The following is a 16,932-nucleotide window of genomic DNA, read 5'->3' as shown; positions in this document are numbered from 1 at the left end:
TGATGGCGGGCGAGCGCCTACCATGGGATCAGTGATCACGACGACCGGCCTCGAGCTGCGTGCCGGCGCCCGGATCCTCATCAGCGACGCCGATCTGCGGGTCCAGCCCGGTGACCGCATCGGGCTGGTCGGGCGCAACGGTGCTGGCAAGACGACGACTCTCACCACCCTCGCCGGGGAGCGCGTGCCGCACGCCGGCAAGGTCGAGGTGACCGGCGAGCTCGGCTACCTCCCGCAGGACCCGCGCAGCGGCGACCTCGACATCACCGCCAGCGACCGGGTGCTGTCCGGCCGGGGGCTCGACGTGCTGAAGGCGAAGCTGACCAAGGCGCAGGTCGCGATGGCCGAGCCGGCCGACGACGCCGAGATGGACCGCGCCGTCCGGCAGTACGGGCGGCTGGAGGACCAGTTCGCCGCGCTCGGTGGGTACGCCGCGGAGAGCGACGCCGCTCGGATCTGCACCAACCTGGGCCTTCCGGACCGGGTGCTCCAGCAGCCGCTGCGCACTCTCTCCGGTGGTCAGCGCCGCCGCGTCGAGCTGGCCCGGATCCTCTTCTCCGACGCCGACACGCTGCTGCTCGACGAGCCGACCAACCACCTCGACGCCGACTCGATCGTCTGGCTCCGGGGCTTCCTCTCCAGTCACCGTGCCGGCCTCATCGTGATCAGCCACGACGTCGAGCTGCTGGAGGCCGTGGTCAACAAGGTCTGGCACCTGGACGCCAACCGGGCCACCGTCGACATCTACAACCTCGGCTGGAAGCGGTACCTGAACGCCCGGGAGACCGACGAGCGCCGCCGCCGCTCCGAGCGGGCCAACGCCGAGAAGAAGATCGACGCGCTGAGCGCCCAGGCGGACAAGATGCGGGCCAAGGCGACGAAGGCCAAGGCCGCGCAGAGCATGGACAAGCGCGCCCAGCGGCTGGCGGCCGGGCTGGCCGACGTGCGCGTGCAGGACAAGGTCGCCAAGCTGCGCTTCCCGACCCCGGCGCCGTGCGGCCGCACCCCGCTCACCGCGGAGGGCCTGTCCAAGAGCTACGGCTCGCTGGAGATCTTCACCGGCGTCGACCTGGCCATCGACAAGGGCGCCCGGGTGGTCGTCCTCGGCTTCAACGGCGCGGGGAAGACGACGCTGCTGCGGATGCTGGCCGGCACCGAGAGCCCGGACACCGGCGAGGTGAAGCCGGGCCACGGGCTGCGGGTGGGCTACTACGCCCAGGAGCACGAGACGCTGGACATGGACCGCACGCTGCTGGAGAACATGCGGTCCTCGGCACCGGGCTCCACCGACACCGAGCTGCGCCGGATCCTGGGCGCGTTCCTCTTCTCCGGCGAGACGGTCGACCAGCGCACCGGCACCCTCTCCGGCGGTGAGCGCACCCGGCTGGCGATGGCCACGCTGGTCATCTCCGGCGCCAACGTGCTGCTGCTCGACGAGCCGACCAACAACCTCGACCCGGCCAGCCGCGAGCAGGTGCTCGATGCGCTGCGCACCTACCAGGGCGCGATCGTGCTGGTCACCCACGACGAGGGCGCGGTCACCGCGCTCGACCCGGACAAGGTGATCGTCCTGCCCGACGGCACCGAGGACACCTGGAGCCCCGACTTCGCCGAGCTGGTCTCGCTCGCGTAACGGCTGTACCGGGTCGCTCCGCGCTGACCTCCGGTTCGGCGGTGCGCGGTCTTGTTGCGGTGGCCGACCCTCCCCGCCTGGGTGATCATGGCCAGTGGGACGCCGAGGTCACCGGGACATCGGCGCCGGGGGATCAGCGGGAGGTGTCGGCGCGAGCCGGCAGCACCCCTGACACGGAGGGGAGTCATGGCCGACTCGAGCACTGCGGACCTGAGCAAGGGCAAGAGGATCACCGGGGACGACCGGACGTCGCTGGCCGGCGAGCTCCGGGAGCGGTACGACAGCGGCGAGAGCATCCGCTCGCTGGCGACGTCCACCAACCGCTCCTACGGCTTCGTGCACCGTCTGCTGTCGGAGTCGGGCGCCACGCTCCGGGGCCGGGGCGGGGCGAACCGGAACGCCAAGAAGTCTGCGTGAGCGGTGAGCCCGACGGCTGGGTGAGGACGGCGCGCGAGGGCGCCGTCCTCACCGTGACCCTCGACCGGGCCGACCAGCTCAACGCGCAGACCCCGGCCACGTGGGCGGCGCTGCGCGCCGTCGGGGAGTCCCTGGACGACGACGTGCGCGTGGTCGTCGTCCGCGGGGCGGGCCGGGCGTTCTCCGCCGGCCTGGACCGCACGCTCTTCAGCGCCGACCCCGGCGTGCCCGGCGGGCTGGCCGAGCTGGGCTCCCTGCCCACCGAGGCGGCCCAGGAGCGGATCCGGGGCTACCAGGCGGCGTTCCGCTGGCTGCGCTCGCCCGGTGTCGTCTCGGTCGCGGCGGTGCGGGGGCACGCCATCGGCGCCGGCGCCCAGCTGGCGCTCGCCTGCGACCTGCGGGTGTTCACCGAGGACGCCCAGCTGCGGCTGCCCGAGGCGGGCCTGGGGCTGGTGCCCGACCTCACCGGCACCAGCACGCTGGTCGAGCTGGTCGGCTACAGCCGCGCCCTGGAGATCTGCCTGACCGGCCGGGCGGTCGGTGCCGCGGAGGCCGTGACCACCGGGCTGGCCAACGTCGCCGTCCCGACCGCGGAGCTCGACGCAGCGGTCGCCGACCTGACCGCCGCCCTGCTCGGGCCGGACGTGGGCGCTGCCCGCGAGACGCTGGCGCTGGTCCGCTCCGCCGTCCGCAACGGCCCCGAGGAGCAGGACGCCGCCGAGCGGGCCGCCCAGGTGCGCCGGCTGCGCACGCTGGCCGGACGGGACTGACCGGGCGGAACAGGACGACCGCCGCCGCTGTTCGGCCCGGTGGTCAGCCAGATCCAGCAGCAGGGGGCGTGTCGTGAGCTCACCGATGACGTCCATGGCGGCGATGCGGTCGTTCAGCACCGACAGGTCGGTCACGTCCCGCGGCGTCCCCAAGGGCACGGTGCGCCGGATCCTGAGCATCGCCGGTCCCTATCGGCGCGAGCTCATCGGCTTCCTGGCGCTGGTCGTCTTCTCCGCGGTGATCGGGGTGGTCACCCCGCTGCTGGCCGGCGACATCGTCAACCGGATCGCCAACCTGACCGGCACGGCCGGCGACATCGTCCGGATCGCGCTGTTCATCGCCGGGCTCGCCGTGCTCGACGCCGGGAGCTCGCTGGTCCAGCGGTGGTACTCCGCCCGGATCGGCGAGGGCGTCATCTACGACCTGCGCACCCGGGTGTTCGAGCACGTGCAGCGGATGCCGGTGGCCTTCTTCACCCGCACCCAGACCGGCGCGCTGGTCAGCCGGCTGAACAACGACGTCATCGGCGCGCAGCGGGCCTTCACCTCCACGCTGTCCGGGGTCGTCTCCAACGTGATCGCCCTGGTGCTGACCGCCGGGGTCATGTTGAGCCTCTCCTGGCGGATCACCCTGCTGTCGATCGTGATGGTGCCGCTGTTCGTGGTGCCGGCCCAGCGGATCGGCAAGAAGCTGCAGACGATCACCCGGGAGTCCTACGGGCTCAACGCCTCGATGAACGCGACGATGACCGAGCGGTTCAACGTCGCCGGGGCGCTGCTGGTCAAGCTGTTCGGCCGGCCCGAGGTCGAGGCGGACTCCTTCCGCGGCCGGGCGTCCCGGGTGCGCGACATCGGCGTGCTGTCGGCGATGTACGGCCGCACCTTCTTCACCGCCCTCACCCTGGTCGCCGCGCTGGCCACCGCCCTGGTCTACGGGCTGGGTGGCTGGCTGGCGTTCACCGGGCAGCTGTCCGCCGGTGACGTCGTCGCCCTGGCGCTGCTGCTCGCGCGGCTCTACGGGCCGCTGACGGCGCTGGCCAACGTCCGGGTCGACGTGATGAGCGCGCTGGTCAGCTTCGACCGGGTGTTCGAGGTGCTGGACCTGGCCCCGATGATCGCCGAGGCCCCCGACGCGGTGCCGGTCCCGGCCGACGACCGGTCCCTGGAGTTCGAGTCGGTCTCCTTCCGCTACCCGTCGGCGGCGGAGGTGTCGCTGGCGTCGCTGGAGGACGTCGCCGTCCCCGAGCACGGGCTGCCGGCCGAGGTGCTGCACGACATCTCCTTCCGGGCCGAACCGGGTCAGCTGGTCGCCCTGGTCGGCACCTCCGGCGCGGGGAAGTCGACGATGGCCGCGCTGGTGTCCCGCCTCTACGACGTCACCGAGGGCGCCGTGCGGGTCGGCGGGGTCGACGTCCGGCAGGCCACCACCGCCTCGCTGCGCGACGCGATCGGCGTGGTCAGCCAGGACGCCCACCTGTTCCACGACACCATCCGGGCCAACCTCCGGTACGCGAAGCCCGACGCCACCGAGGACGAGCTGTGGTCGGCGCTCACCGGCGCCCGGATCGCCGCCCTGGTGCACTCCCTGCCCGACGGGCTGGACACCGTGGTCGGCGACCGCGGCCACCGGATGTCCGGCGGGGAGAAGCAGCGGCTGGCGATCGCGCGGGTGCTGCTGAAGGCGCCGGGCATCGTGATCCTCGACGAGGCGACCGCCCACCTGGACAGCGAGTCCGAGGTGGCCGTGCAGCACGCGCTCGACGCGGCGCTGGCCGGGCGCACCTCCCTGGTGATCGCGCACCGGCTGTCCACCATCCGCGGCGCCGACCAGATCCTGGTGGTCGACGACGGCCGGATCGTCGAGCGCGGGACGCACGAAGAGCTGCTGGCCGCCGGCGGCCACTACGCAGACCTCTACCGCACCCAGTTCGCCCCGGCCGGGGAGGACCGGGCCGTCCAGGTCGGATGAGCGGTGCGTCCGGGGCGGCGTACGCACTGTGGTGGCCGTGCCGGTGACGGCCGGCGGGGACTGCGCACTCGTCCCGCCCGTGGCACGTTCCCCCCGACGGCGCCCGTCACCCGAGCCGTGGGAGGCCCACCATGACCATCCAGCCGCCGCCATCCGTCGCCTCCGGCCGGCCGTGCCCGGTGACCGTGCCGCCGGCCGGCGACGTCCCGTCCCTGGAGCTCTTCCTCGGGGACGCCGAGTTCACCGTCGACAGCGGCGGGCCGCTGCTGGTCCGCGGCCACGGGGTGCGGCTCGACGATCGGGTCCGCTTCCACGAGAAGGACGAGATCGGCGGCAAGGACGTCCGGGTCTGGCACGTGTCGCAGCGGGACGGCGGGTTCGTGGCCGAACCCCTCGCCGCCTTCTGAGCGGCCCATCCGGACCGAGGTCGGACCGCGGCTCGAGGGCACGGGGTCGGCCCCGGCGGGGCGGGCACACTACGGTCACTCTCGACCCACTCGTACCACCCGCAGGAGCACTCCCTTGAGCGCAGGTCATCCGCAGGACACCCAGATCCGGGCGCTGTACGCGCGGTACCTGGCGGGATGGAACCAGCGCAGCGGCGTCACGGTGTCCTCGGTCTTCGCCGACGACGGCGAGGTCATCGACCTCGACGGCACCCTGCGCAGCGGCCGGCTCAGCATCGCCGCCGACATGCGCCGGATGTTCACCGAGCACGCCACCCCCACCTTCGTCGGCGTCGTGCGCTCGGTGCGCAAGCTGACCGACCGCGTCGTGGTGCTGCACGCGGTGGCCGGGATGGTGCCCCCCGGCAAGGACGCCGTCGATCCGGCGCTGCACATGGTCCACGCGCTCACCGCGGTCGAGGAGGCGGGACGGTGGAAGATCGCCCTGCTGCAGAGCACCCCGGCCCGTTACGGCGGCCGGGCCGACGCGCTCACCGCGCTGACCGCGGAACTGGAGGCAGCGCGGCACGAGGTCGCGCGGTGACCGTGCTGACCGCGGCGGCGCAGCTGCTCGGCCGCACCGCGGACGTCGTCCTGCTCGACGTCCGCTGGGCGCTCGGGAGGTCCGACGGCCGGGATCAGTACCTGGCCGGCCACCTGCCGGGCGCCGTCTTCGTCGACTTGCCGACCGAGCTCGCCGAGGGCGCCTCATCGGCGGCCGGTCGCCATCCGCTCCCGTCGGTACAGGCACTGCAAGCAGCTGCCCGGCGGTGGGGCGTCTCCACCGGCTCGCGGGTGGTCGTCTACGACGCGACCGGTGGCCTGGCGGCGGCCCGGGCCTGGTGGCTGCTCCGCTGGGGCGGGCTGACCGAGGTCACGATCCTCGATGGTGGGCTCACCGCCTGGACCGCGGCCGGGGGTGAGCTCGAGCGCGGCGACGTCGTCCGCGATCCCGGCGACGTGGTGCTGACCGGCGGCGGGATGCCCGTGCTGACCGCTGACGAGGCGGCTGCCCTGCCCATGGCCGGTGGAGTGCTGCTGGACGCCCGGGCCGGCGAGCGGTACCGCGGCGAGGTCGAGCCGGTCGACCCGCGGGCCGGCCACGTGCCGGGGGCGGTCAGCGCACCCACCACGGAGAACCTCGACCCCGACGGATCGTTCGCTACAGCGGCTGTACTGACCGACCGGTTCGCCGCGCTGGGCGTCCGGCCGGGGGCGACGGTGGGCGTCTACTGCGGCTCCGGCGTCACCGCGGCACACCAGGTGGCCGCGCTCGCCGAGGCCGGCGTCGAGGCCGCCCTGTGGCCCGGCTCCTGGTCGCAGTGGTCGAACGACCCGGATCGCCCGGTCGCCACCGGCCCCTGAAGGGCCAAGATCGCGACTTTGGCCCCTGACGGGGTGGCCGAAGCCGTGGGAGATCGTCTCGGGTCGGTAGCGTGCGCCGGGTGATCATGGTCGCTGCCGTCGTCGGCGTCGCGTTGCTCGGCGGCCTGGCCGTCTTCCAGGTGTCGCTGATCGCCGGCGCCCCACTGGGCCGGTTCGCCTGGGGCGGTCAGCACGTCGTTCTGCCGACGGGCCTCCGGATCGGCAGCGCGGTGTCGATCGTGGTCTACGGGCTCGTCGCCGCGCTGCTGCTGCAGGTGGCCGGAGCGCTGGACGTCCTGCCGCGCGGCGTGGCCGACGTGGCCATCTGGGTGCTGACGGCGTACTTCGCCGTCGGGGTGCTGATGAACGGCGTCTCGCGCAGCGTCCCGGAGCGCCTGGTGATGACGCCGGTGGCGCTGGCGCTGACCGTCGTCTGCCTGGTGCTCGCCCTGCAGTGACGCCGGGTCAGGCGGGGGTGAGGGCCGCGTCGTACCGGTCGAGCAGGACGGCGGCGATCCGCTCGTCGGGCAGCAATGGCGCCGTGACGCAATCGGCGCCGGCCCCCTGGAGCTTGTCGTGGAAGTGCCCGGGCGCGAGCAGGTAGGCGGCGACCACCACCCGCTGGGCGCCCGCCTCCCGTGCGGCGGCGACCGCGTCGGGCACGGTGGGCCGGGCGGCCGATCCGTAGCCGGTGGTGACCGGGCCGACCCAGTCGCGCTGGAGCAGCGCGGCGGTGTCCTCGACGTCCTGCACCGAGCGCTTGTCGCTGGAGCCGGCGGCGGCCAGCACGATCGCGGTGGCCGGGTCGTCACGGTCCGCACCGGCGGCGACCAGCCGGTCGGTGAGCACGCCCACCAGCCGGGCGTCGGGCCCCAGCGGCCGGGCGGCCACCGCCGACGGGTGGTCGGCGACGGCACCGGCGATGTCGACGTGCACGTGGTAGCCGCCGGACAGCAGCAGCGGGACGACGACGGCCGGGGTGGCCGACTCGCCCAGCCCGCGGACGACGTCGACGACGGTGGGCGGCTGCACGTCGACGAAGGCGGCCGTGGTGGTGAGCCCGGGCCGCAGCGCGCGGGCGGCGAGTGCGAGCTGCCCGATCAGCCGCCGACCGGTGGGGTTGCGGGTGCCGTGGGCGCAGGCGACCAGCACGGGCTGCGAGAGGTCGTTCATGGCTGCCTCCTGGGCATCGAGACCGTCGTCAGCGACCAGTGGTGGCGGGAGAGCGTCACAGTGCGCGGGTGATGCCGCCGTCGACGGCCAGCATGGTGCCGGTGACGTAGGAGGCGGCGGGGGAGAGGGCGAAGGCGGCGACCGCGCCGAACTCCTCGGGACGGCCGACCCGGCGCAGCGGGATGGACGCCTCGGTGCGGGTGCGGGCGGCAGCCGGGTCGCCGGAGGCCGCCTCGATCTCGGTGACCCGGTCGGTCGCGATCGTGCCGGGCAGCAGCCCGAACACCCGGATGCCGCGCGGCCCGAGCTCGTCGGCCAGCGCCTTGGTGGTCATCGCCAACCCGGGCCGCAGGCCGTTGGAGATGGCCAGGTGCCCGATCGGCTGGCGCACCGAGGTGGAGAGCACCAGCCCGATGGCGGCGTCGGTGGACAGGTGCGGCACGAGTGCCCGGATCAGCCGGAGCGGCCCGAGCAGGACGCTCTCGACCCCGGCCCGCCAGGCGTCCTCCGAGACCTCGAGCACGCTGCCCGGTGCCGGCCCGCCGACGGAGATGAGCGCGCCGTCGACCCGGCCCAGCCGGTCGACGGCCGCGCCGACCAGCTCCTCGGCAGCCGAGGGGTCGGCCAGGTCGGCGGCCAGCCCGGACGCGGCCGGTGCCCCGCCGAGCGAGGCGACGGCGGCGTCGACCGACTCGGGGGACCGGGAGCTGATCAGCACGCGGGCCCCGTCGTCGACGAGGGCCCGGGCGGTCGCGAACCCCAGCCCCCGGCTCGCGCCGGTGAGCAGGAGTCCGCGACCGCCCAGGCCCAGGTCCACTAGGCGGAGACGGTGCCGCGGAGCGAGCGCAGCACGTACTGCATGATCCCGCCGTTGCGGTAGTAGTTCGCCTCGCCGGGGGTGTCGATCCGGACGCGGGCGTCGAACTCCACGTCGCCCGCCTTGACCTTCACCGTGCGGGGGATCGTGCCGTCGTTCAGCGCGGTGACCCCGGTGATGGTGAACTCCTCGTCCCCGGTCAGGCCGAGCGACTCGGCCGACTCGCCCTCGGGGAACTGCAGCGGCAGGACGCCCATGCCGATCAGGTTCGACCGGTGGATGCGCTCGTAGCTCTGTGCGATGACCGCCTTGACACCGAGCAGCGCCGTCCCCTTGGCCGCCCAGTCACGGGAGGACCCGGAGCCGTACTCCTTGCCGGCCAGCACCACCAGCGGCACGCCGGCCTCGGCGTAGGCCCGCGAGGCGTCGTAGATCGACGTGGTCTCGCCGGTCAGGTGGTTCTTGGTGACCCCACCCTCGGTGCCGGGCACCAGCAGGTTGCGCAGCCGGATGTTGGCGAAGGTGCCGCGGATCATCACCTCGTGGTTCCCGCGCCGGGAGCCGTAGGAGTTGAAGTCGCGGCGCTCGATGCCGTGCTCCTGCAGGTACTTCCCGGCCGGGCTGTCGGCCTTGATGGAGCCGGCCGGCGAGATGTGGTCGGTGGTCACCGAGTCACCAAGCACCGCCAGGGTGCGCGCCCCGGCGATGTCCTCGACGGGGGCCGGCTCGGCCGGCATCCCGTCGAAGTACGGGGGCTTGCGGACGTAGGTGCTCTCCGCGTCCCACTCGAAGGTGTCGCCCTCCGGGGTGGGCAGCGCCTGCCACTGCTCCGTGCCGGCGAACACGTCCTGGTAGCTGCGGCCGAACTGCTCCGCGGAGACGGCGTGGTCGATGACCCGCTGGACCTCCTGCGGCGAGGGCCAGATGTCGCGCAGGTACACGTCGTTGCCGTCGGTGTCCTTGCCCAGCGAGTCGTTGTTCAGGTCGACGTCCATCGACCCGGCCAGCGCGTAGGCGATGACCAGCGGGGGGCTGGCCAGGTAGTTCATCTTGACGTCGGGGTTGATCCGGCCCTCGAAGTTCCGGTTGCCCGACAGGACCGAGACGACGGCGAGGTCGGCCTCGTTGACGGCGGCCGAGACGGGCTCGGGGAGCGGGCCGGAGTTGCCGATGCAGGTGGTGCAGCCGTAGCCGACCAGGTAGAAGCCGAGCTTCTCCAGGTAGGGGGTGAGCTCGGCCTTCTCGTAGTAGTCCATGACGACCTTGGACCCCGGCGCCAGCGTCGTCTTCACCCACGGCTTGCTGGTGAGACCCCGCTCGACGGCGTTCTTCGCCAGCAGCGCGGCGCCGATCATGACCTGCGGGTTGGACGTGTTGGTGCAGGAGGTGATGGCGGCGATCACCACGTGCCCGTGGTCGACGTAGGTCTCGGTGCCGTCCTCCATCACGACCTTGGTCGGCTTGTTCGCCCGGTCGGGGAGGACGTGGTCGGCCACGAACGGGTGCGGCTTGCCGGCCTCGCCGTTGCCGTGCCCGAACGGGCTCACCGGGTCCGACGCCGGGAAGGACTCCGCGGACGCCTCGTCGGCGGCGGACTCGACGCCGTAGGGCTGCTCGTTGGACGGGACGCCGGGCTTCCGGTCCTCCCCGCCGGTCTCGCCGTCGGAGACGTACGCCGGCAGCGCCTCGCGCCAGGCCTCCTTGGCGTCGGTGATCGCCACCCGGTCCTGCGGGCGCTTCGGGCCGGCGATGGAGGGGACGACGGTGGCCAGGTCCAGCTCGAGGTACTCGGAGAAGACCGGCTCGCGGGACGCGTCGTGCCAGAGGCCCTGCTCCTTGGCGTAGGTCTCGACCAGCTTGACCTGCTCGGCGCTGCGGCCGGTCAGCTCCAGGTAGGTGATGGTCTCCTCGTCGATCGGGAACATCGCCGCGGTGGAGCCGAACTCCGGGCTCATGTTGCCGATGGTGGCGCGGTTGGCCAGCGGGACCGCCGAGACACCGGCGCCGTAGAACTCGACGAACTTCCCGACCACGCCGTGCTGGCGCAGCATCTCGGTGATCGTGAGGACCAGGTCGGTGGCGGTCGCGCCGTCGGGCAGCTGGCCGGACAGCTTGAAGCCGACGACCCGGGGGATCAGCATGGAGACCGGCTGGCCGAGCATCGCGGCCTCGGCCTCGATGCCGCCGACGCCCCAGCCCAGCACGCCCAGGCCGTTGACCATGGTGGTGTGGCTGTCGGTGCCCACGCAGGTGTCGGGGTAGGCCAGCGTGCGGTCGCCCTCCTGCCGCGGGAAGACCACGCGGGCCAGGTGCTCGATGTTGACCTGGTGCACGATGCCGGTGCCCGGGGGGACGACCTTGAAGTCGTCGAAGGCGCCCTGGCCCCAGCGCAGGAACTGGTAGCGCTCGCCGTTGCGCTGGTACTCGATCTCGACGTTGCGCTCGAAGGACTCCGGCGTGCCGAAGACGTCGGCGATGACCGAGTGGTCGATGACCAGCTCGGCCGGCGCCAGCGGGTTGATCTTCTGCGGGTCGCCGCCGAGGTCGGCCATCGCCTCGCGCATGGTGGCCAGGTCGACGATGCACGGGACGCCGGTGAAGTCCTGCATCACGACCCGGGCCGGGGTGAACTGGATCTCCTGGTCCGGCTCCGCGGCCGGGTCCCAGTTCGCCAGGGCGCGGATGTGGTCGGCGGTGATGTCCGCGCCGTCCTCGGTGCGCAGGAGGTTCTCCAGCAGGACCTTCAAGCTGAAGGGCAGCTTGTCGGCGCCCTCCACCGCGTCGAGCCGGAAGATGTCGTACTCGGTGCCGTCGACGTCGAGCGTCGCCCGGGCTCCGAAGCTGTCCTTGCTGGCTGCCACTGCTTGCGCCTCACCCTCGCTGGTCCTGCGCGCGTCCTGCGCCTCGATGTGCCACCCCCGATCATCCCAGCACCCGGCCGGGTATGCGCAGCAAGGCCACCCTTTCCTCACCCTCGGTGAGCACTTCGGCGACGGACGGCGGTCGGCGCAGGGAGCGCCGGCGACCTCAGGTGTCCGGCCAGCCACCGCAGCCCCGGGAGACCCGGGCCCGCGGCGCGCCGTGCACCGGCGGCCCCCACGCGTGCACCGGGTCACCTAGCGTGCCGCGCCATGACCCTCGCGGACACCACTGGGACGACGACGTCCGCAGTCGAGCTGCCGGTCCCGGCCGACCGGTACCGCGGCGCCCGTCTGCTGGGGACCGGTGGGCTGCTGGCCACCTTCCTCGCCACCTGCGTCGTCACCGGCCTGCCGACCGACCGCCTGGTGCTGCTGGGCTGGGTGGTCGCGGTGTTGGCCGTGCAGTCCCTGGGCCGGGGGTGGCCCGCCCTCCTCCGGCTGCTCGCCGACTGGCTGCCGCTGGCCGGGGTCCTGCTGCTCTACGACCTCAGCCGCGGGTTCGCCGACGGGCTGGGCATGCCGGTGGCCGTCGGTGAGCTCGCGACGGCCGACCGGTGGCTCGCCGGTGGCGTGCTGCCCACGGTGTGGCTGCAGGACCACTGGGGCGCCGCGTGGTGGACGGTGGTCGCGTCGCTGGTCTACAGCAGCCACTTCGTGGTGACGCCGGTGGTGCTCGGCGTCCTCTGGCTGCGCGACCGGGCCCGCTGGGCCGCCTACGCCCGGTTGGTGGTGGGGCTGTCGGCGGCCGGGCTGGTCACCTACGTGCTGTACCCGGCGGCGCCGCCCTGGCTGGCCGCGAAGGACGGCGTCATCGCGCAGGTGGACCGGCTGAGCAACTCCGGCTGGGCCGTGCTGGGGCTGGACAAGGCCGGCGCCCTGCTCTCCTCCGGGCAGGGCCAGGTGAACCAGGTGGCGGCGGTGCCCTCGCTGCACACCGCCTTCGCCGTCCTGACGGCGCTGGTGCTGTTGCCGGTCGCGCACCGGGTCTGGCAGCGGATGGCGCTGGCGGCGTACGCGGTGGCGATGCCGGTCGTGCTGGTGTGGTCCGGGGAGCACTACGTGGTCGACACGCTGCTCGGGGCGGTCTACGCCGTCGCGGTGTGGCTGCTGGTGCCGCGGCTGGTCGCGGCGGCGTCCCGCGCGGTCCGGCGACCGCCCCTGCCGGCCGAGGCCGGCGCGCCGCAGCGGGAGGCGGTGGCTGCCTAGCCTGGGGAGGTGACCGCTCCCGACTGGCTCCGCGCGGCGCACCGGATCTGCGTGCTCACCGGCGCGGGCATCTCGACCGACAGCGGTATCCCCGACTACCGCGGCCCCAACGGCGTCTGGACCCGCGACCCGGACGCGGAGAAGCTGGTCACCTTCTCGTACTACGTGGCCGACCCGGAGATCCGCCGCCGGGCCTGGCTGATGCGCCGGGACACCGCCCCCGACGCGCGGCCCAACGCCGGCCACGCCGCGCTGGTCGACCTGGAGCGACAGGGCCGGCTGCGGGCGCTGCTCACCCAGAACGTCGACGGGCTGCACACCGCCGCCGGCAGCAGCGCGGTGCTGGAGCTGCACGGCACGGTCCGCGAGGTGGAGTGCCTGTCCTGCGCTGCGCGGACGCCGATGACGGCGGCGCTGGCCCGGGTGGACGCCGGCGAGCCCGACCCGGCCTGCGCCGACTGCGGCGGGATCCTCAAGTCCGCGACGATCAGCTTCGGCCAGGCGCTGGACGCCGACGTGCTCGACGCCGCCGCGCAGGCCGCCGCCGACTGCGACGTCTTCCTGGCCGTCGGCACCTCCCTGGGGGTGCACCCGGCGGCCGGGCTGGTCGAGGTGGCCGCCGCCTCCGGCGCCCGGGTGGTCATCGTCAACGCCGAGCCGACCCCCTACGACGGGCTCGCGGACCTCGTCGTGCGGGAGCCGATCGGCACCGTCCTGCCCCGGTTGCTGGCCGCCGCGGACTGAGCGGCTCGTGGGAGCGCCCCCGGCCCGTTAGCGTGACGCCGACCACGTTCGGACAGCGGCCGGCACCGCAGCCGGCCCCGGCACCGGGGAGCCCGGCATGCGCGTGCCCTTGACCACCCGTGACTTCCTCGACCGGGCGGAGCTGGTCTACGGCGACCGGCTCGGTGTCGTCGACGAGCCGAGCCAGCCGGCGCCCTCGCTGGGCGACCTGACCTACCGCGACGTGGCCCGACGGGCCCGGGCGGTCGCCGCCGGGCTGGACGCGCTGGGCGTCGGCGAGGGGGAGCGGGTGGCGGTGGTCAGCCACAACTCGGCTCGGCTGCTGGAACTGCTCTACGCCGTCCCCTCGTTCGGCCGGGTGCTCGTGCCGGTCAACTTCCGGCTGGCACCGGCGGACTTCGCCTACATCGTCGAGCACTGCGGCGCCCGCGTGCTGCTGGCCGACCCGGAGGTGGAGTCGCAGCTGTCGGGCATCGACGTCCCGCACCGGTTCCTGCTGGGTGAGGAGTACGAGTCCGGGCTGCTCCGGCACGACGTGGAGCCGCGACCGTGGTCCGCACCGGACGAGGACGCCACCGCGACGATCAACTACACCAGCGGGACGACGGCGCGGCCCAAGGGCGTGCAGATGACCCACCGCAACCTCTGGGTCAACGCCACCACGTTCGGCCTGCACATGCAGGTCAGCGACCGCGACGTCTACCTGCACACGCTGCCGATGTTCCACTGCAACGGCTGGGGGCTGCCCTACACGGCGGCCGGCATGGGGGCCACGCAGGTCGCGCTGCGCAAGGTCGACGGCGCCGAGATCCTCCGCCGGGTCGAGCGGCACGGCGTCACGCTGATGGCCGGTGCACCCGCCGTCTGGAACGCCGTGCTCGAGGCGGCCGCCGACTGGGACGGCGAGGTGCCCGGGCGGGACCGGGTGCGGATCGTGGTCGCCGGGGCGCCGCCGCCCTCGCGCACGATCGCCCGGGTGGAGGAGGAGCTGGGCTGGGAGTTCAACCAGATCTACGGGCTCACCGAGACCGCGCCGCTGCTGACGATCAACCGGCCCCGGGCCGAGTACGACGAGATGGACGTGCAGACCCGGGCGAAGGCGCTGTCCCGGGCGGGGGTGCCGGCGCTGGGCACCCGGATCGGCACGAGCGAGTCCGGCGAGGTGCTGGCGCAGGGCAACACCGTGCTGGCCGGCTACTGGGAGAACCCGGACGCCTCCGCCGACGCCCTCGACGGCGGCTGGTTCCACACCGGCGACGGCGGCACCGTCGACGACGCCGGCTTCCTCACCATCTCCGACCGGAAGAAGGACGTGATCATCTCCGGCGGGGAGAACGTCTCCTCCATCGAGGTGGAGGACGCCGTCTTCAGCCACCCCGCCGTCGCCGAGGTCGCGGTGATCGGCGTGCCCGACGACCGGTGGGGGGAGATGGTGACCGCGCTGGTCGTGCTGGCCGAGGGCGCCACCGCCTCCGAGGCGGACATCATCGCCCACTGCCGGACGACGCTGGCCGGCTACAAGGCACCCAAGCGGGTGGAGTTCCGCGACGGCATCCCGCGCACCGCCACCGGCAAGATCCAGAAGTTCAAGCTGCGCGAGTCCTTCTGGGCCGACTCCGAGCGCCAGGTGAACTGAGGGAGGCCCCCTCCCAGGGGGGCGGTGACCGTGCGTGCCCGCACCGCCTCACCCCGACGGGGGAGGTCCCTCCGACGATCCTCAGCCGTTCACCCGATCCGGTCGATGACCCCGCGAGAGCACACCCCGAGGGGTGTGCCGGGACTGGTCGAGACCGGCGTCGCCGCACCACCTGGCGCCGGGCAACGGAGGAGTCGGGTTCGTGCACGCACAGGTCGGTACGCAGGTCAGCACAGGACGACGGACGGGTGCCCGCTGGGTGCAGCGTGCGCTCGCCGCCGGCACCGTCGTCGCCGCGTGCCTCGTGGGCGCCCCCGGGACGGCCCTCGCCGCCCCGAGCGACGGTGAGATCTCCGCAGCGCAGCGCGCCCGTGAGGAGGCTGCAGCCCAGGTCGGGGCCATCACCGGTCAGCTCGCCGGTGCCCAGGCCGCGGTCGACCAGGCCCGGATCGGGTCGCTGCTGGCGTTGCAGGACTACGAGCAGCGGCAGGGCGACCACGACGAGGCGCGCGCCGCCGCCGACGCCGCCCAGGCAGCGGCGGGCCAGGCCGCCGCCGAGGTGGCGGTGGGCAAGGGCGAGGTCGCCGCCTTCGCTCGGGACAGCTACAAGCAGGGCAGCACCAGCTCCGGGGCGCGTGCGCTGATGACGGCCGGTGGCCCGGGGGAGCTGATCGAGCGCGCTGCGCTGCTCGCTGCGGTGGGGGAGCACCGGGTCGACGTCGTCGCCGAGCTCACCGTGCTGCAGGAGCAGGCGACCGTCGCCGAGCAGACCGCCCAGCAGGCGGTGGGCGAGGCCGAGACGCTGAAGACCGAGGCAGCGCAGCTGCTGGCGTCCGCACAGGAGCAGGAGGTCGCCGCCCGCGAGCAGGCCGTCGCGCTGGTCGCACAGCAGGATGCCGTGGAGGCAGACCTCGAGCAGGCGCAGCAGACGCTGTACGGCCTGGAGGGTGCGCGCCGGGCGGCCGAGGAGCGAGCGGCTGCTCAGCGGGCAGCGGCACCGGCACCTGCTCCGGCCCCAGCGCCCTCGTCGTCCTCCGGCGGCTCGACGTCCTCCTCGGGCGGCGGCAGCTCGGTGCCTGCCCCTGCCCCGGCGCCGGCGCCGGCGCCCGCTCCTGCACCGGCTCCGGTGCCCAGGCCCGCGCCCGCCCCGGTGGCGGCGCCCAAGCCCGCCCCGGCCCCGGCCCCGGTGCCGAACAACGCCGGCGCGCCGTCCGGGTCGGCCGTGCAGACCGCCATCGCGGCGGCGAAGACCCAGCAAGGCCTGCCCTACTCCTGGGGTGGTGGCGGCAGCCGCGGTCCCAGCTGGGGCATCCCGCCGGACACCCACATCTGGGGCTTCGACTGCTCGGGGCTGACCGAGTACGCCTACGCCCAGGCGGGGATCGCCATCGGGGGCACCAGCCGGGCGCAGTGGGCCCGCTTCAGCGACCGGACGGTGGGCCGCAACGACCTGCAGGCCGGCGACCTGGTGTTCTGGGGGAGCGGCAGCAACTACAACTCGATCTACCACGTGGCCCTGTACCTGGGCGGCAACAAGGTCATCCAGGCGCCGCAGAGCGGTGACGTGGTGCGGATCAGCACCATGTGGTTCGGCAGCGACTACTTCGGCGCGGTGCGCCCCACCGGCTGAGGCGGGCGGCGGGGAGGGGCCGTCGGAGCGGGGGCGGCCGGCGCAGAAAGGCGTCGGGCAGCCACGGGGGGAGCTGCCCGACGCGAGCGTCAGGCTAGCAGCCCGGCCGGTCTGCGGGCAGGGGCGACGACGCCTGTGGACGGGGTGTCCTCGGCGACCGGACCGTGCAGGCCCCGTGGTCGCACAGCCAGGTGTAGGACACTCG

15 protein-coding genes are annotated in these 16,932 nt (G+C 73.8%); 12 read left to right on the top strand and 3 right to left on the bottom strand.

Features of this window, described 5'->3' with window-relative positions:
• The first annotated feature begins 31 nt into the window (after window positions 1-31).
• From O2W16_RS18970 to O2W16_RS18935, 8 genes are all read left to right on the top strand, one after another.
• Complete coding sequence (locus O2W16_RS18970) at window positions 32-1,633, top strand: ABC-F family ATP-binding cassette domain-containing protein (RefSeq protein ID WP_269160384.1); 1,602 nt, start codon at window positions 32-34, stop codon at window positions 1,631-1,633.
• A 186-nt stretch (window positions 1,634-1,819) separates the two neighbouring features.
• Window positions 1,820-2,050: a helix-turn-helix domain-containing protein gene (locus O2W16_RS18965; protein ID WP_036338653.1), complete on the top strand. Its 231-nt coding sequence runs from the start codon at window positions 1,820-1,822 to the stop codon at window positions 2,048-2,050.
• Window positions 2,047-2,820, top strand: coding sequence for an enoyl-CoA hydratase/isomerase family protein (locus O2W16_RS18960; RefSeq protein WP_269160383.1), 774 nt, complete (start codon window positions 2,047-2,049; stop codon window positions 2,818-2,820). The genes O2W16_RS18965 and O2W16_RS18960 overlap by 4 nt, the downstream gene beginning before the upstream one ends.
• Before the next feature lie 73 nt (window positions 2,821-2,893).
• Window positions 2,894-4,789 (top strand): ABC transporter ATP-binding protein, encoded by a 1,896-nt coding sequence (locus tag O2W16_RS18955; protein ID WP_269160382.1) that lies wholly within the window; start codon window positions 2,894-2,896, stop codon window positions 4,787-4,789.
• A gap of 131 nt (window positions 4,790-4,920) precedes the next feature.
• On the top strand, window positions 4,921-5,196 hold the full coding sequence (locus O2W16_RS18950) for a hypothetical protein (RefSeq protein ID WP_269160381.1): 276 nt from the start codon (window positions 4,921-4,923) through the stop codon (window positions 5,194-5,196).
• Between the two features lie 115 nt (window positions 5,197-5,311).
• Entirely contained in the window at window positions 5,312-5,779 is a 468-nt protein-coding gene (locus O2W16_RS18945) for an SgcJ/EcaC family oxidoreductase (RefSeq protein WP_269160380.1), read from the top strand.
• Window positions 5,776-6,600, top strand: a complete 825-nt coding sequence (locus tag O2W16_RS18940) for a sulfurtransferase (RefSeq protein ID WP_269160379.1) — start codon at window positions 5,776-5,778, stop codon at window positions 6,598-6,600. Before O2W16_RS18945 ends, O2W16_RS18940 begins: the two co-directional genes overlap by 4 nt.
• Before the next feature lie 86 nt (window positions 6,601-6,686).
• A complete protein-coding gene (locus O2W16_RS18935) occupies window positions 6,687-7,058 on the top strand; it encodes a hypothetical protein (RefSeq protein ID WP_269160493.1) in 372 nt (123 codons plus the stop codon).
• A 7-nt stretch (window positions 7,059-7,065) separates the two neighbouring features.
• Here the strand turns inward: O2W16_RS18935 and O2W16_RS18930 are convergent, their stop codons facing one another.
• The 3 genes from O2W16_RS18930 to O2W16_RS18920 are packed head-to-tail and all read right to left on the bottom strand — an operon-like array spanning window position 7,066 to window position 11,451.
• Window positions 7,066-7,773, bottom strand: coding sequence for a sirohydrochlorin chelatase (locus O2W16_RS18930; protein WP_269160378.1), 708 nt, complete (start codon window positions 7,771-7,773; stop codon window positions 7,066-7,068).
• A 55-nt stretch (window positions 7,774-7,828) separates the two neighbouring features.
• Window positions 7,829-8,590, bottom strand: a complete 762-nt coding sequence (locus tag O2W16_RS18925) for an SDR family oxidoreductase (protein WP_269160377.1) — start codon at window positions 8,588-8,590, stop codon at window positions 7,829-7,831.
• Window positions 8,590-11,451 carry an aconitate hydratase gene (locus O2W16_RS18920; RefSeq protein WP_269160376.1) on the bottom strand — a complete coding sequence of 954 codons (2,862 nt, stop codon included), beginning with the start codon at window positions 11,449-11,451 and terminating at the stop codon, window positions 8,590-8,592. The genes O2W16_RS18925 and O2W16_RS18920 overlap by 1 nt, the downstream gene beginning before the upstream one ends.
• Before the next feature lie 270 nt (window positions 11,452-11,721).
• Here O2W16_RS18920 and O2W16_RS18915 point away from each other — a divergent pair, with 270 nt between their 5' ends.
• From O2W16_RS18915 to O2W16_RS18900, 4 genes are all read left to right on the top strand, one after another.
• Entirely contained in the window at window positions 11,722-12,717 is a 996-nt protein-coding gene (locus O2W16_RS18915) for a phosphatase PAP2 family protein (protein ID WP_269160375.1), read from the top strand.
• Window positions 12,718-12,726: 9 nt separating this feature from the next.
• A complete protein-coding gene (locus O2W16_RS18910; protein ID WP_269160374.1) occupies window positions 12,727-13,461 on the top strand; it encodes an SIR2 family NAD-dependent protein deacylase in 735 nt (244 codons plus the stop codon).
• A 97-nt stretch (window positions 13,462-13,558) separates the two neighbouring features.
• Entirely contained in the window at window positions 13,559-15,097 is a 1,539-nt protein-coding gene (locus tag O2W16_RS18905; RefSeq protein WP_269160373.1) for an AMP-binding protein, read from the top strand.
• A 202-nt stretch (window positions 15,098-15,299) separates the two neighbouring features.
• A complete protein-coding gene (locus tag O2W16_RS18900) occupies window positions 15,300-16,727 on the top strand; it encodes a C40 family peptidase (RefSeq protein WP_269160372.1) in 1,428 nt (475 codons plus the stop codon).
• Window positions 16,728-16,932 lie beyond the last annotated feature (205 nt).

It is taken from the genome of Modestobacter sp. VKM Ac-2984 (genome assembly GCF_026967985.1).
Taxonomy (GTDB): Bacteria; Actinomycetota; Actinomycetes; order Mycobacteriales; family Geodermatophilaceae; genus Modestobacter.
This window is presented reverse-complemented; position numbering and strand designations above follow the sequence as displayed.

Coding starts and splice junctions, on each gene's coding strand:
- O2W16_RS18965 (WP_036338653.1), top strand. CDS start 1,820: ATGGCCGACTCGAGCACTGCGGACCTGAGCAAGGGCAAGAGGATCACC.
- O2W16_RS18950 (WP_269160381.1), top strand. CDS start 4,921: ATGACCATCCAGCCGCCGCCATCCGTCGCCTCCGGCCGGCCGTGCCCG.
- O2W16_RS18935 (WP_269160493.1), top strand. CDS start 6,687: ATGGTCGCTGCCGTCGTCGGCGTCGCGTTGCTCGGCGGCCTGGCCGTC.
- O2W16_RS18930 (WP_269160378.1), bottom strand. CDS start 7,773: ATGAACGACCTCTCGCAGCCCGTGCTGGTCGCCTGCGCCCACGGCACC.
- O2W16_RS18915 (WP_269160375.1), top strand. CDS start 11,722: ATGACCCTCGCGGACACCACTGGGACGACGACGTCCGCAGTCGAGCTG.
- O2W16_RS18905 (WP_269160373.1), top strand. CDS start 13,559: ATGCGCGTGCCCTTGACCACCCGTGACTTCCTCGACCGGGCGGAGCTG.